Origin of the sequence: Pseudidiomarina mangrovi, from assembly GCF_003999375.1 — a bacterium.
Lineage (GTDB): Bacteria > Pseudomonadota > Gammaproteobacteria > Enterobacterales > Alteromonadaceae > Pseudidiomarina > Pseudidiomarina mangrovi.
This window is the reverse complement of the sequence record NZ_RJLC01000016.1, coordinates 162,451-177,406: the sequence shown is the minus strand read 5'-3', so window position 1 is coordinate 177,406 and position 14,956 is coordinate 162,451. Positions and strand designations below refer to the sequence as shown.

The following is a 14,956-nucleotide window of genomic DNA, read 5'->3' as shown; positions in this document are numbered from 1 at the left end:
GGGTTATCCTATAAAAATATTCAATGATACCAGCGCTAAGAATACCGCAAAGCCTTGCTGTAAGCGCCGCACTGGAATTTTTTGCGTGAGCCGCACCCCCAGTGGCGCGCAGGCCATGGAGGTGAGAGAAATAATCAGCCACGCCTGCAAATGCACGTAGCCGGTCAAGCCGGCGTTATCCTCTAATTGCTGGCCCAACACCATAAAGGCTAATACCGCACTGATGCCAATACTCAAGCTGCCCACCGCCGATACCGCGATAGCTTGGCGAATCGGCACGCGTAAACGTTGTAACAACGGCACCGTCATAGAGCCGCCACCAATGCCGACCATACCAGATAGCGAACCCATGGCGGTGGTAATGGCAAACATCAGCCGCTTAGACACATCCGTAATGGGTTCGCCGCTGCGTTGTGGAACTAACATACGCACTGACAGTATCAACAGCACCACAGCAAAAATACGTTGCAGCCAAGCGGCGCTGATTAGGGTTGCGAGCCAGGCGCCAAGTGCCGCGCCAAGCATCAGCCCGGGGGCAATACGGCGTACCCAAAACCAACTGACCTGGCCATGATTATAGTGCGAGCGCGCCGAACTAAAGGTGGTCATGACGATAGTAGCTAAGCTCGTGGCAACCGCCATTTTAATCACTAAATCAGGCGCTACACCCAACAATGGCAACAGGAAAATCAGCAATGGCACAATGATTAGGCCACCACCAATCCCCAGCATACCGGCTAGGGTGCCAGCTATGGCGCCTCCGAGTACACACAGTAACCAGCCGAGTAATGCCACTTAACCTCCGGCGCGGACAAAGCCGCCCAAGCCTGCTGTTTCCAGCGCCAAGGTCACCACCTGCCGCACCTCTTGCGGTGAACGCGCAGCCAGGGCTTGGCGCAGCAGCTCATCGAGTAAATCAGCGCGACTGTGACGAATGATCCAGCGAATGCGGTCAATACTATAGCTATTCATACTCAGCACGCGATAGCCCATAGCGATCAGCAATAACGCCCCGCCCGGCTCGCCCGCCAGTTCGCCACACACCGACACCGGCTTGTTCAACTCTTGGCAGCGCAGGGCAATTTGCTGCAAGGCATGCAATACCGCTGGGTGAAAAGCATCGTAAAGGCTCGCCACGCGCTGGTTGTTACGGTCAACCGCCAGCATATACTGGGTTAAATCGTTACTTCCGACCGAGAAGAAATCGACTTTATCGGCCACTGTATGGAGCTGATAAATCATCGCCGGCACTTCAATCATCACGCCGATTTGCGGCTCATAAAGGTGCTCATCGGCAGCGCAGGCAAACTCTTCGGCCACTTCATGATAGGCCTGACGAATCAAGCGTACTGACTCGTCCACTTCTTCGGCGCTGGTGATCATCGGTAGTAAAATACGTAAATTATTGTGCTTGACCGAGGCCCGCAGCATGGCGCGAATTTGCACTAAGAAAATTTCTGGGTGATCGAGGGTCATACGAATGCCGCGCCAGCCCAAAAATGGGTTTTCTTCTTGCATCGGCAGGTACGGTAGCGGTTTATCACCGCCAACATCTAGGGTGCGCATCACCACTGTGCCGTCTTTAAACTGCTCCAGCACCTGGCTGTACAATTCCACTTGCTCAATTTCAGTGGGCAGCCGCTCGCGCATCATGAAGGGAATTTCAGTACGGTACAGGCCCACGCCATCTACTTTTAGCTCGGCCAACCAATCACGCTCGGTTTGTAAGCCCACGTTGAGCTGCAAACTAACTTTAACGCCGTCTTGGGTTTCAATCGGCAGCCCGCGTGCCGAACGCACTTTGCTTTGTAACTCCGCTTCTTCTTCGGCCAAGGTGCGATATTCTTGCTCGACCTGCAGCGGCGGGTTAATAAACACATCGCCGTTGTAGCCATCAACAATCAGGTTTTGCCCAGCAATGTCATCGAGATCGAGGTCATCGAGCCCCAACACCGCCGGAATGCCCATGCTGCGCGCCATAATGGCGGCGTGGGAACTGGCTGAGCCACGCAGCGATATCATCGCCACGATATCGGCGACCGGTAGCTCTGCGAGCATGGCCGCGGTGACTTCTTCGGCCACCAGTACACATTGTTCGGGGGTTTGATGATGACGGCGTTCGCGCTCTTGCAGGTGCGATAATATGCGTTGGCCAAGGTCGCGCACATCGGAAGCGCGCTCGCGAATATAGTCATCGTCGAGGTTTTCAAACTGATCGACGAGGCTTTCGACCACTTTTTTCACCGCGGTTTGTGCCCGCCAGCCCTCGTTGATAGTGGCCTCAACCTGCTGCCCCAAACTGTTGGAGTCGAGCATGGCGTGGTACACATCAAAAATTGCTAAGCTTTCATCCGCTACCTGCCCTTTCATGCGTGCGCTGAGGTCGTGCAATTCTTGCCGTGTGCGGGCTACGGCCGCGCGAAAGGCACGAATTTCATGCTCGGGCATGTCGCTACGTTTCGGGCTGATATCACTCAACCGCGCGCGCGGTTTCATCACATAGGCAGCACCAATAGCCACCCCGGGCGAGGCGGGAATGCCGCGAATGTTGCGTAGCCACGGGGTTTGCGCTTGGCGTTTTAGCAAGCCGCGGCTTTCTGCATGGGCAATCACCACCGCTAGCTGTGCCGCTAAGGTCACCACAAAAGCTTCTTCATCGCGGGTAAAGGCGCGCGCTTGCGCTTGCTGCACCGTCAACACCCCCATCACCCGGCGGCGATGAATCACCGGAGCGGCGAGCATGGCAATAAAGCCATCTTCTTTGACGTTGGGTAAGTGAATAAAATTAGGGTGTTCTACCGCGTTGGCAAAGTTCAGCGGTTCTTCGCGCTGGGCGGCGAGGCCAACCACACCTTCGCCAAAGCGAATATGCACCGGGTTTTCATTGGTAATTTCAAGGCCGTCGGTGGCAGCTAATTCAAAGCGTTGCTGGCTGTGGTCGGCGAGGTAAACACTGCAACAGTCGGTTGCTAAGGCGCTTTTTACTTGGCGCACCATGGTCTGCAGCGCCAGCTCAAAATCTGGCGCTTGATTCACGGCTTCGACAATGCGTTGCAGTACTCGCAGCATGTCAGCGTCTCCGTCGTTGCGGGCGCTGCTTTTTCACCTGTTTTGGCGCGCTTGGGGCGCTGTAGGGGGGCATCACTAACGGCGCAAACTCTTTCATCACGCGGCGGTAGACATCCCGTTTGAACGCCACAACTTGCCGCACCGGATACCAATAACTGACCCACCGCCAGTCATCAAACTCCGGGTGCTTTGAGTTGAGCACGTTCACATCCTGCTCCTTGCATGTGAGTCGCAGCAAAAACCATTTTTGTTTCTGACCAATACAGGTCGGTCGTTGTTCGCGACGAACAAGCCGCTTCGGTAAGCGATAACGGAACCAGTTGCGACTGGTGTACACAATTTCGACTTGATCCGGTTTTAATCCGACTTCTTCGTAGAGTTCCCGGTACATTGCCTGTTCAGCGGTTTCGCCGTCATCAATGCCACCTTGTGGAAACTGCCAGCTATGTTGCCCTATTCGACGCGCCCAAAAGACTTGTCCCTGCTCGTTACAGATGATGATTCCGACGTTGGCTCGGAATCCTTCTGCGTCTATCACGCGGGCATCCTCATAAATTCGACTTCTGGCTTCGATTTTTCCATAATCAGGCGCATATTGAAAGGGTTAAATCAGAGCAGGCACCGACAACATGACACTCGCTGAATTATTCGCCCGCGCTAGCGCACTTGCTGGTCAGCGTTTTGCTGATGTAGCCGCCGCTCAGGGCCTCAAAGTACCGGCCGATTTGCGCCGCAATAAAGGCTGGGTGGGACAATTGCTGGAAGCCGCGCTAGGCGCTGAAGCGGGCTCACAACAGCTGCAAGATTTTCCCGAGCTTGGCGTTGAGCTGAAAACTATTCCGCTGGATGCTCGCGGTGAACCGCTGGAAACCACCTTTGTCTGCACCGCGCCACTGACCGACATTGCCAATCTGAGTTGGCAGCACAGCAACGTGCGCAACAAGCTGCAGTTGGTGCTGTGGGTGCCGATTGATGGCCGCCGTGAGATCCCGTTGCCGGAACGCAGCATTGGTACGGCGTTTTTTTGGCAACCCAGTGCCAGCGAAGAAGCCCAGCTCAAAGCTGATTGGCAGGAACACATGGACCGCATTGCCCTGGGCGAAGTGGAGGACATTCAGGCGCAGCAGGGTGAAGTGCTGCAGTTACGCCCGAAAGCCGCTAACAGCCGGGTGCTGACACCGGCTATTGGCCGTCATGGTCAACTGATTCAAACCCTGCCGCGTGGCTTCTATCTGCGCAAGGAATTTACCCGCGCATTGCTGCGGCGGGTGTTTGCTGGTGCTGACGCTGAATAACTAGCCATTGCCGCTGCGCAGCGTTATTCTAGCCACTGACTGTCATCACCTGGACCACCGCATGCAAACGCTAGGCTGGCGCGAATGGGGCGCCCTTCCAGAGCTGGCTATTCCAGCGCTGAAAATGAAAGTAGACACCGGCGCGAAAACTTCGTGCCTACACGCCTTTCGGCTTGAACCCTTCGACAAAGACGGTGAAGCCTGGCTGCGTATCTGGCTGCACCCTGAGCAGCACAGCGATCGCGAGCATGTTTGCGAAGCGAAAATTTATGACCAACGTGAAGTAACCGACTCGGGTGGACATACAGAACTACGCTATGTGATCAAAAGTCGGCTACAATTAGGCCAGTTCGATCGTGCTATCGAGTTAACCCTCACCAATCGAGATACCATGAAATTTCGCATGTTATTGGGCCGCCAAGCTATGCGCGGCAGTTTTATTGTTAATCCAAATGCTTCCTATTTATTGGGTCAACCAGGAGCGACCGTATGAGAATTGCGATACTGTCACGTAACGCCAAACTATATTCCACCCGGCGCTTAGTCGAAGCCGCTGAAGCACGCGGTCACACCGTGGATGTGATTGACCCGTTGCGCTGCTACATGAACATCAATGCGCGCGAATCATCGATGCACATGAAGGGTAAAGATCTGCCTTACTTTGATGCCGTGATCCCGCGTATTGGTGCCTCTATCACCTTCTTCGGTACCGCCGTATTGCGGCAATTTGAGATGATTGGTAGTTACCCGGTGAACGAGTCGGTAGCCATTTCACGCAGCCGCGATAAGTTGCGCTCGCTGCAGTTGCTGAGCCGCAAAAACATTGGCTTGCCGACCACCGGCTTTGCCAGCCAACCGCAAGATATTCCCGATCTGATTGACATGGTCGGCGGTGCGCCGTTGGTGATTAAATTGCTTGAGGGTACCCAAGGTATCGGGGTGGTATTAGCCGAAACCCGGCAGGCTGCCGAGTCGGTTATTGAAGCCTTTATGGGGCTGGAATCGCACATTATGGTGCAGGAATACATCAAAGAAGCTGGCGGTGCGGATATCCGTTGTTTCGTGATTGGCGATAAAGTGATTGCCGCCATGAAGCGCCAAGCTAAAGCCGGTGAGTTCCGTTCTAACTTGCACCGTGGTGGTACCGCAAGCCTGGTCAAATTGACTGCTGCTGAGCGCGCTACAGCGGTGAAGGCGGCTAAAACCATGGGCTTGAACGTAGCCGGTGTAGATATTCTGCGCTCTAACCATGGCCCTCTGGTGATGGAAGTGAACAGCTCGCCGGGGCTTGAAGGCATTGAAGGCGCTACCGGCAAAGATGTCGCCAGCGAAATCATTGCCTTTATCGAAAAGAATGCCAAACATCAGCGTACCCGCACTAAGGGGCGCGGCTAATTGGTTATGAAAAAACATAGTTTTTATCAGTTGGGCGGGCGCAAAATTGCGCCCGGCTCACGTCATAGCGTCAAGATCCCGGCCGCTCGGCTCTACAACGATACCCCCATGGATTTGCACGCTGAAGTGCTACATGGCGTCAAGCCAGGGCCCACGCTACTGGTCTGCGCCGCCATTCACGGCGATGAACTGAATGGCGTGGAAGTATGCCGACGGCTGATGAGTGAGGTCGACCCGCTCAAGCTCAGCGGTACGGTGATTATTGTGCCGGTGGTGAACGTGTTTGGCTTTATTCAGCAATCCCGTTATTTGCCCGACCGCCGTGATTTAAACCGCTGCTTTCCGGGCTCGGAACGCGGTGCCTTGGGTTCGCGTTTAGCTTGGTTGTTCAACGAAACGCTGGTGCAAAACGCCACCCATATTATTGACTTGCACACCGGCGCTATTCACCGTGATAACTTGCCGCAGGTGCGCGTCGACACCACCAACGCCGAGGCGCTGGCTATGGCCGAAGCCTTTGGCTCGCCGGTTATTTTGCACTCTAAAGAACGTGATGGCTCACTGCGCGGGCTGGCCTCAGAGTTGGGTATTCCGCTGATTCTGTACGAAGCTGGTGAAGCCTTGCGGTTTGACTATACCGCCATCAAAGCCGGGGTGATTGGCGTTCTCAACGTCATGAAAGCGCTGAAAATGCTCAAAGGCCGGCGCTCGCGTAAAAACGTGAAATCGGTGGTGGCTAAGCGCAGCGCCTGGATCCGCAACGAGTTTGATGGCTTGGTGATCCCCAAAATTGAACTTGGCAATACCATCAGTAAAGGCCAAATCATTGCCCATATTGTTAACCCGCACGGCGAAGAGCTGCACCCGATCAAAAGCCCGCTGAATGGCATTGTCATTGGCATTAGCAAAATTCCGGTGGCGAACGAAGGCGAAGCGCTGTTTAACGTGGCGCAATTTGATGACGATATTATTGTGGAGGCGTCAGAAACCATTGACGTATTCGCCGAAAATTATGAACGGAAACCGATTTAAGCCATGAGCCATTTATCACCGCCTTCACAACTGATTATTCGCCAAGCCGAGCGCTTGCAACAGCGCCACTGGCTGCTGGTTAATGCGCCCGATGCGGCAGTCGCGACCGAGCTCGACATCGCCGCGCTGTGGCATTTACACGCCGGCGCTGCAAAGCAATGGCAAGGTCATGCCGCGGCGCAGCATTTCGGCGCCAGTCTGCCGGCTGATCTCAACGGCGCCACAGCGGCCCTGCTGTGGTTACCAAAAGAAAAGCCGCTAGCCGATTATTTACTGCATGCCATTGCCAGTAGCTTGCCGCAGGGCAGCGAGGTATGGTTAGTGGGCGAAAACCGCGGTGGTATCAAGAGCATTGATAAGCTGCTCGGCGATTACTATGCGGCCACGCAAAAAGTCGCCATTGGCAACCATTCGTTATTGCTCAGCACCAGCATTCAGGCGCCAGCACCGGCGTTTGCCATGAGCGCTTATTTGCTTGAACAACAACTGCCTCAGCCCGGCTTTGACCAGCCGTTGCGACTGCATAGTTTGCCGGGTGTATTTGCCTACCCCAGCATTGACGATGGCAGCGCCATGCTGTTGCAGCATTTACCGCACTGGAAGCATGGCAGCGTGCTCGATTTTGCCTGTGGTCATGGTGTGCTTGGTGCTTGGCTGAATCGCGCCAGCCCAGCGCTGAAAGTCAGTTACCTGGATGTCAGCGCTATGGCGCTAGCGGCCGCCGAGGCCACCCTTAACAGCAACAACTTGACCGGTACGCTGATTGCCAGCGATGGCTTACAAAGCGACTTGCCACGCTATGACTACATCGTCAGTCATCCACCCTTTCATACCGGCCTAGCCACCGATTACAAAATCGGCGCGGCGTTTTTAAAACAAGCGGCCATGCACCTCACCAGTAGTGGTGAATTATGGCTGGTCGCCAACCGCTTCTTGCCGTGGCCAGAATTGATTAGCGCTAGCTTTGGTCACTGCGAACGGGTGGTGCAAGATAACCGCTTTGCGGTTTATAAAGCGGTGCGCAAGCAAACTGCCCGTACTACCCGCAAAGGCCGCCGTTAAGATGCGTGGGTTTGGTTCCATTAGCCGCACCATTACCGTGCTACTGGTAACCACTACCGGGGTATTCGTTGGGCTGGCTTGCATGGTGATGGTGTATATGCAGTATCAGCAGGCGGTGCAACGCGTCAGCCAAGAAACCGCTGACTTTACCCAGATCACCGCGTCACTGGCGACTGAACATTTAGTGTTTAATACCCGCGACCAGCTCGATCGCGAGCTGGTCAAGCTGGGGCAGCCTGAATACGTGCAGCACGTACACGTGTATCGGGTTGACAATAACGGCGCCGAGATTAACTTTTTCGCCAGTTTCAATGCCGGCAGCCTAGCGCCGATTCCAAGTCGGATAGAGCGCCTACAAGACCTCAACGGTGTTCGACTCAGCCCGCGCTATTACGAAGCGGTAGAAGCCATCTATCTGGAAGACCGCTTGCTCGGCTATGTGTATGTGCGGGTATCGCGTGATGGTACTGATCAGGTGCTGATTCAAGCCATTGCGGCAGCGGTATTAGTGATTAGCAGTAGTTTGTTACTCGCGTATTTATTAGCGCTGCGATTACGCGGCTATATTACCCAGCCGCTCGATCAAGCCGTGGCTTCGGTCAACAAAATCGCCAGCGAGAAAAATTACAGCTTACGCTTGGCGCGTACTAATTTATCTGAGCTCAATAGCCTTACTCAGGCGTTTGATATCATGCTCGGGCGTATTCAGCAGCATATTCAGCGGCAAGAGCTGGCTGAGCAACAAGCCAGCCTGTTAAACGCTGAACTTGAGCGTCAAGTGAATGAGCGTACCGAGGCGCTCAAAGTGGCCAACCGCGAACTTATTCAAACTCTTGAAACCCTGCACCAGTACCAGCAAGAGTTAGTCGAGGCGCAAAAAATGTCATCACTGGGCGACATGGTGGCCGGTATTGCCCATGAAATTAATACCCCGGTAGGCTTGGTTATTACCTCAACCTCTATTGTGCAAGACGCGCTGGCAGCCATGGCGGAAAAGTTTGAGCAGAAAAAGATGACCAGCAGCGACTTTGAGCGCTTTTTACTCTCCAGTACAGAAAACCTCACCCTGATTGAACGCAATATTCAACGCACCGCCGACCTGGTCGCCCGCTTTCAACAATTGGCAATGGACCAATTCGCCGAAGATAGCCGTGACTTTGATATGGTTGCCTTTGGCGCCGATGTGGTGGCGGCGCTGCATAATCGTTTTCCGCAACTGCAACACTACCAACTGGAATGGCACTGTCCACAGCCGTTGCAGGTGCACAGCCGCCCGGGGCCGCTGAATCAAATCTTTATTCAGCTGGTACAAAACTCTCTGCAGCATGGTTTTGAGCAAGCCCAAAGTGGCCATATTCGTATTGATATTAGCGTTGACCAAGCCAACCAAAGCTTGTGCATTGATTACCGTGATGATGGCGTAGGTATGCCAGAAGACCTGTTACGTAAGGTGTTTGAGCCTTTCACCACCAGCAAACGTGGCAGTGGCGCTGCGGGTCTCGGTCTGCATTTTGTCTACAACTTAGTGCGCCAAGCGCTGAAGGGCAGCATTGATATTGACAGCACGCCCAATCGCGGTACCCACGTAAAAATCGAGATCGCCAACGCGGTGGCGAAGGAATTCGATGAAACGAGCAAAATACAGGATTAAATTGTAACTATTTGTGGTTTGAATTTTGCGCAAAAAGCACAAGACGTGCTAAACTCGCTTTATCACGTTAATGCAACATATGTTAACAGCCACTTTGGACCCAAACGTTATGAGCGCTCGATTACTGATTGTTGAAGATGAAGTCGTTACCCGGAATACCCTAACACGGCTGTTCCAGCAAGAAGGGTACGATGTTTACGACGCCGCCGATGGCATGCAAATGCAGCGTATCATGGCGCGCCAGCAGGTCGACTTAGTCATTATGGACGTTAACCTGCCCGGCAAAAGTGGTATTGAGTTAGCTGAAAAGCTGCGCGAAAACGACAACATTGGGCTGATTTTCTTAACCGGCCGCGACGCTGAAGAAGACCGTTTGTTAGCACTCGAATTAGGTGCTGATGATTACCTGATCAAGCCCTACAATCCGAAAGAGTTGATCATTCGGGTGCGCAACTTGTATCGCCGCATTGAAGCGATTAAGAGCCAACAGCAAGCTATCGGCCACGATAGTATTGTTTATGACTTTAATGGTTGGCACTTAGAGAGTGATAGTCGCTGCTTATTCTCACCAGAAGGGAAGATGTTTCGGTTACCGAAAAGCGAATACCGGGCCATGGAATTATTCCTCACTAACCCGGGTAAAATTCTCGACCGCGAAACCCTGGTGAAGAAAATGCTCGACCGTGAGCTGCGCCCTGCTGACCGTACTGTGGATGTGGCTATTCGTCGTATTCGCCGACACTTTGAAGGCGAAAAAGCTTCACAAAATTTAATCACCACCATTCATGGTGAGGGTTACCGTTTTGTTGGCGAAGTGACTATTCGTCACCTCGACCAACCGTCACTGAACTCGCCGGGCATTTAGCCAGCGCTGCAGTTGTTGTTGATGCATGGGTAGTTCTGCTGCCCATTGCATCAGCATCTGTTCTAACGCATCCCACACCCATGGCTCGCGCTCAATCTGTTCCATCAGCGTCGCCAGCTCGCGCAAGCCAACAGAACGGCAAGCACCCTTGAGTTTATGGGCTTGACTGCGCACACCGCTTTCATCGCGTTGTTTGACCAACCAACAAATATGGTCTAAATAGCCACCGACATTATCCGCAAAAGTGGTGATCATGTCGTCCACGCCAGCGGTTCCCATTAAATCTGCATACTGTGTCAGTAATCGTTCATCTATCATGCCGGAGTCCCTGTGACTGTTTCCTTGTGCCTACTCGCTATGGATTTTTAGATACTGCTAATCGAATTTCTTTTACGCTTACATTGAACCTGATGTGGCAAACTACCGTAATTGAGCTAATTCTAGTATACTATCGCCCCCTTTTGGGGTACTTGATGTAACTTTTGCAACGTTCGGAGTCGAAACGCATGCCAACAGCAACACCTACAATGATGCCAGATATTGCCAAGCAAACCCAAGCACAAACCGAGGGCACCTTGGACTGGGTAGGCATGAGCAATATTGAAATGCCGCTTATCATTGGCGCTGCCAGTGAACTTGAGCGGCCGGTGAGTGCTCGCATTGACGCTTTTGTCAATTTAACCGACCCGAAAGCCAAAGGCATTCATATGTCGCGTTTGTACTTGTTATTGGAAGACCTATCCAATAATAGCGCATTAACGCAGCAGAGTTTACACAAGATCCTCAATGATTTTATTACCAGTCATGATGGCTTAGCCGACCAAGCGTACGTGAAATTCAGCTTTGACTACTTGCTGCGCCGTAAAGCGCTGATAAGCAAAAAGCCAGGCTGGAAAGCCTACCCAGTCACCGTTGAAGGCCGTTATGACCATGGTCATTTATCCATTTCACTGGGTGTTGAAGTGCCCTACTCGTCAACCTGTCCGTGTTCAGCGGCACTGGCGCGTCAGCTCATTCAAGAAGCCTTTGTGAAGCACTTCGGTACTGATGCCGATGTCGACGCCGAAGCGGTGCACCGTTGGTTAGGCACCACCCAAGGTATCGTCGCCACCCCACACAGCCAGCGCTCAGTGGCCGAAGTGAAAGTAGGCTTAGATGACACAGCCAGCGAGTTGCCAATTATTCAGCTCATTGATGCTATTGAAGACGCCTTAAAAACACCGGTACAAGCAGCGGTAAAACGGGAAGATGAGCAAGAGTTTGCGCGCTTAAACGGGCAAAACCTGATGTTCTGTGAAGATGCCGCACGACGCTTACAGTTTACCTTGAACCAGCACGCCCAGTACCGTGACTTCTGGATCCGCGTCAACCACCTGGAATCACTGCACGCCCACGATGCGGTGAGTATCACCACCAAAGGTGTTGCGGGCGGCTTCAAGGCCTAATACACGGGCTAAATCTGCCGACTAAGATGGTCGACCTATAATTCCGGCTGCGGTATACTACGCGGCCGGATTTTTTGTTTATAGAACTTTAAAACATGCCTGCGCGAGCACCTATGAAAACAATCGATATTGTCGGTATTGGCAACGCCTTGGTCGACCAAGAATTTGAAGTCACGGATGAGTTTTTACAGCAACATCAGATCGAAAAAGGCATGATGACGCTGATCGACGATGCCGACCAAGAACGTTTGATCACGGAGCTCGCCAAACGTGGTGAATTAAAGAAACAGTCGGGTGGCGGCTCGGCAGCCAACTCACTGGTGGGTTTTAGCCAATTTGGTGGTAAAGCCTTTTATTGCTGCAAAGTAGCCGATGATCAAGCCGGTAAATTCTACTGCGAAGACCTTGAACGGGTGGGTATTACCACCAGCATTGGTGCCCAAGCCCACCAAGGTAAAACCGGCCGTTGTTTAGTAATGGTGACGCCTGACGCCGAGCGTACCATGCGCACCTATTTAGGTATTACCGCTGACCTGTCTACCGCTGAACTCGATGAAGACGCTATTGCCCGCGCCGAGTACCTGTATATTGAGGGCTATTTAGTCACCTCACCCATTGCCCGTCAAGCTATTGCCCGCGCCAAACAAGTGGCCCGTGCCAACGGTACCAAAATTGCTATGACCTGCTCCGACCCTGCTATGGTGAAGTACTTTACCGATGGCATTGAGGCGATCCTAGATGGCGGTGTCGACGTAATGTTCTGTAACCAAGAAGAAGCCGCCATGCTCACCGGTACCAACGATGTGCAAGAGGCCTTGGTGAAACTACAACAGCACGCCAAATTAGTCGCCATCACGCTCGGTAAGCATGGTGCCATTTTGGGTGATGGCGAGCGCCAAATTAAGGTTCCTGGTATTCCGGTACAAGCCGTTGATACCAACGGTGCCGGTGATATGTTTGCTGGTGCCATGATGTTTGGTTTAACGCGCGGTTATCCATTGGCCGCTTGTGGCCTGTTGGCAAGCCATGCCGCCGCTGAGGTAGTCAGCGAATTTGGCCCACGCTTAAGTGCTGATCGCCAACAACAATTATTGATTCGACTGCAACACGCACCAGAATTTCAGATGTCCTAATCAGGTTGAACGAATAAGGAAAGCTATGAGCCATTTTCAAGATTACAAAGTCGCCGATATTAGCCTCGCTGCGTGGGGCCGTCAGGAGATTTCTATTGCCGAAAGCGAAATGCCGGCATTAATGACTATCCGCCGCAAATACGCTGACAGCAAGCCACTGAAAGGCGCGCGCATTATTGGTTGTATTCACATGACCATTCAAACGGCGGTGTTGATTGAAACCTTGGTGGAATTAGGCGCTGAAGTTCGTTGGTCATCATGCAATATTTTCTCCACCCAAGACCATGCGGCGGCGGCAATTGCGGCGGCCGGTATTCCGGTATTTGCTTGGAAAGGCGAAACCGAAGAAGAATACGAGTGGTGCTTAGAGCAAACCTGTCATGAAGATGGCCGTCTGTGGGATGCCAACATGATCCTCGACGACGGTGGTGATTTGACCCTATTGATCCATGACAAATACCCACAAATGCTCGACAAAATTCACGGCATTACCGAAGAAACCACCACCGGTGTTCACCGTCTGCTAGAAATGCTGAAAAAAGGCACCCTGAAGGTTCCTGCTATCAACGTCAACGATTCCGTAACCAAGTCCAAGAACGACAACAAATACGGTTGCCGTCACTCGTTAAGCGACGCTATCAAACGCGGTACTGACCACTTGCTGATGGGCAAAAAAGCCTTGGTGATTGGTTATGGTGACGTAGGTAAAGGCTCAGCTCAGAGCTTGAGCCAAGAAGGCATGATTGTGAAGGTCACCGAGATTGACCCAATCTGTGCCATGCAAGCCTGTATGGACGGCTACGAAGTGGTGTCGCCGTATATCAACGGCATCAATGATGGCACCGCCAATAGCGTCGATACCGCTTTGCTAGGCAACACCGACTTATTAGTCACCACCACCGGTAACGTGAACGTGTGTGACAAGCACATGCTGGCGGCACTGAAGAAAACTGCAGTGGTGTGTAACATCGGCCACTTTGATAACGAAATTGATACTGCCTTCATGCGCAAAGCGTGGCGCTGGGAACAAGTGAAGCCGCAGGTGCACAAAGTGTTCCGTAGCAACGCTGCCGACGATTACTTGTTATTGCTGTCTGAAGGCCGCTTGGTCAACCTAGGTAACGCCACGGGCCACCCAAGCCGCATTATGGACGGTTCTTTTGCTAACCAAGTATTAGCGCAAATGCACTTATTTGCTGAGCAGTTCGCTACCTTGCCAGCGGCTGAGAAAGCTGCCAAGCTACGGGTTGAGGTATTACCAAAGCAACTCGACGAAGAAGTAGCGCGTTATATGGTGCAAGGTTTTGGTGGCGTGATCACGCAACTGACCAAGCAACAAGCCGACTACATTCATGTTGCTGTGGAAGGACCGTTTAAGTCGGATGACTATCGTTACTAACCCGTCGTAGTGATAGGGATGTTATGACAGCTACTACAGCACCATTGATTGAACTGAAACCTCTCACGGCCGCCGACCACGCGGCCGTGATTGAATTGGGCAACCGCGTTCATGGGGATAACTACCTAACCCCTGAAAACTTGGCTGACTATGCCGAGCGCGGTCTCAGTAACGGCGTAAATCTCAACTGGTTAGGTTATGTAGACGGCCAGCTGGCTGGCATTCGCTTGACCTTTGCGCCCGGTCAGTGGCCGATTGATGAATGCTGTACGCCATCAGCCTGGCCGGTTGCTGCTGAGCACATGGTGTATTTTAAATGTGCCGCAGTCGATGCCAGTATTCGTGGTGTTGGCCTTGGTCGGCTGCTGTTAGAGCGCTCTATTGCCGAAGCCAAAAAACTTGGCTGCAAAGCCGGTTTAGCGCATATTTGGATGCAGAGCCCGAACAACAGCGCCTATTCCTACTTTAGCCGTTGTGGCGGTGAACTGATTCGTGAACACGCTGATCGCTGGCACTACATTTCGGTGCATGAAGGCTACCACTGCCCAGTCTGTGATGGCATTTGCCACTGCACCGCCGGCGAGATGATACTCAACTTCGATTAACCTTA

General features: G+C 52.8%; 15 protein-coding genes. 11 read left to right on the top strand and 4 right to left on the bottom strand.

Going from position 1 to position 14,956, the window contains the following annotated elements:
• Positions 1 to 3: 3 nt before the first annotated feature.
• From EFO84_RS08865 to rppH, 3 genes are read right to left on the bottom strand one after another with little or no spacing between them, the layout of a single operon-like run.
• On the bottom strand, positions 4 to 795 hold the full coding sequence (locus EFO84_RS08865; RefSeq protein WP_127347698.1) for a sulfite exporter TauE/SafE family protein: 792 nt from the start codon (positions 793 to 795) through the stop codon (positions 4 to 6).
• Complete coding sequence (ptsP, locus tag EFO84_RS08860; protein ID WP_127347697.1) at positions 796 to 3,069, bottom strand: phosphoenolpyruvate--protein phosphotransferase; 2,274 nt, start codon at positions 3,067 to 3,069, stop codon at positions 796 to 798.
• A 1-nt stretch (position 3,070) separates the two neighbouring features.
• On the bottom strand, positions 3,071 to 3,607 hold the full coding sequence (rppH, locus tag EFO84_RS08855; RefSeq protein ID WP_127347696.1) for an RNA pyrophosphohydrolase: 537 nt from the start codon (positions 3,605 to 3,607) through the stop codon (positions 3,071 to 3,073).
• Positions 3,608 to 3,698: 91 nt separating this feature from the next.
• Between rppH and mutH the strand changes: the two genes are divergently transcribed.
• The 7 genes from mutH (at position 3,699) to EFO84_RS08820 (ending at position 10,369) form a co-directional block, all read left to right on the top strand.
• Positions 3,699 to 4,364, top strand: a complete 666-nt coding sequence (gene mutH, locus EFO84_RS08850; protein ID WP_127347695.1) for a DNA mismatch repair endonuclease MutH — start codon at positions 3,699 to 3,701, stop codon at positions 4,362 to 4,364.
• Between the two features lie 61 nt (positions 4,365 to 4,425).
• Positions 4,426 to 4,857, top strand: coding sequence for an ATP-dependent zinc protease family protein (locus EFO84_RS08845; protein WP_127347694.1), 432 nt, complete (start codon positions 4,426 to 4,428; stop codon positions 4,855 to 4,857).
• Entirely contained in the window at positions 4,854 to 5,759 is a 906-nt protein-coding gene (rimK, locus tag EFO84_RS08840) for a 30S ribosomal protein S6--L-glutamate ligase (RefSeq protein WP_127347693.1), read from the top strand. The genes EFO84_RS08845 and rimK overlap by 4 nt, the downstream gene beginning before the upstream one ends.
• Positions 5,760 to 5,765: 6 nt before the next feature.
• The gene (locus EFO84_RS08835; RefSeq protein ID WP_127347692.1) at positions 5,766 to 6,791 is read left to right on the top strand and encodes a succinylglutamate desuccinylase/aspartoacylase family protein; all 1,026 of its coding nucleotides are present in this window, start codon (positions 5,766 to 5,768) and stop codon (positions 6,789 to 6,791) included.
• A 3-nt stretch (positions 6,792 to 6,794) separates the two neighbouring features.
• The gene (locus EFO84_RS08830) at positions 6,795 to 7,853 is read left to right on the top strand and encodes a methyltransferase (protein ID WP_127347691.1); all 1,059 of its coding nucleotides are present in this window, start codon (positions 6,795 to 6,797) and stop codon (positions 7,851 to 7,853) included.
• A 1-nt stretch (position 7,854) separates the two neighbouring features.
• Positions 7,855 to 9,504 (top strand): sensor histidine kinase, encoded by a 1,650-nt coding sequence (locus EFO84_RS08825; RefSeq protein ID WP_127347690.1) that lies wholly within the window; start codon positions 7,855 to 7,857, stop codon positions 9,502 to 9,504.
• 109 nt (positions 9,505 to 9,613) lie between these two features.
• A complete protein-coding gene (locus tag EFO84_RS08820) occupies positions 9,614 to 10,369 on the top strand; it encodes a response regulator (protein ID WP_127347689.1) in 756 nt (251 codons plus the stop codon).
• On the opposite strand, the gene EFO84_RS08815 is transcribed toward EFO84_RS08820, so the two are convergent.
• Complete coding sequence (locus EFO84_RS08815; RefSeq protein WP_127347688.1) at positions 10,346 to 10,687, bottom strand: Hpt domain-containing protein; 342 nt, start codon at positions 10,685 to 10,687, stop codon at positions 10,346 to 10,348. The genes EFO84_RS08820 and EFO84_RS08815 overlap by 24 nt on opposite strands.
• 188 nt (positions 10,688 to 10,875) lie before the next feature.
• On the opposite strand from EFO84_RS08815, the gene folE2 reads away from it, so the two are divergent.
• From folE2 to EFO84_RS08795, 4 genes are all read left to right on the top strand, one after another.
• The gene (gene folE2 / locus EFO84_RS08810; RefSeq protein WP_240642679.1) at positions 10,876 to 11,814 is read left to right on the top strand and encodes a GTP cyclohydrolase FolE2; all 939 of its coding nucleotides are present in this window, start codon (positions 10,876 to 10,878) and stop codon (positions 11,812 to 11,814) included.
• A 113-nt stretch (positions 11,815 to 11,927) separates the two neighbouring features.
• Entirely contained in the window at positions 11,928 to 12,947 is a 1,020-nt protein-coding gene (locus EFO84_RS08805; RefSeq protein WP_127347687.1) for an adenosine kinase, read from the top strand.
• Between the two features lie 25 nt (positions 12,948 to 12,972).
• Complete coding sequence (gene ahcY, locus EFO84_RS08800; RefSeq protein WP_127347686.1) at positions 12,973 to 14,346, top strand: adenosylhomocysteinase; 1,374 nt, start codon at positions 12,973 to 12,975, stop codon at positions 14,344 to 14,346.
• Between the two features lie 23 nt (positions 14,347 to 14,369).
• Positions 14,370 to 14,951, top strand: coding sequence for a GNAT family N-acetyltransferase (locus tag EFO84_RS08795; RefSeq protein ID WP_127347685.1), 582 nt, complete (start codon positions 14,370 to 14,372; stop codon positions 14,949 to 14,951).
• Positions 14,952 to 14,956 lie beyond the last annotated feature (5 nt).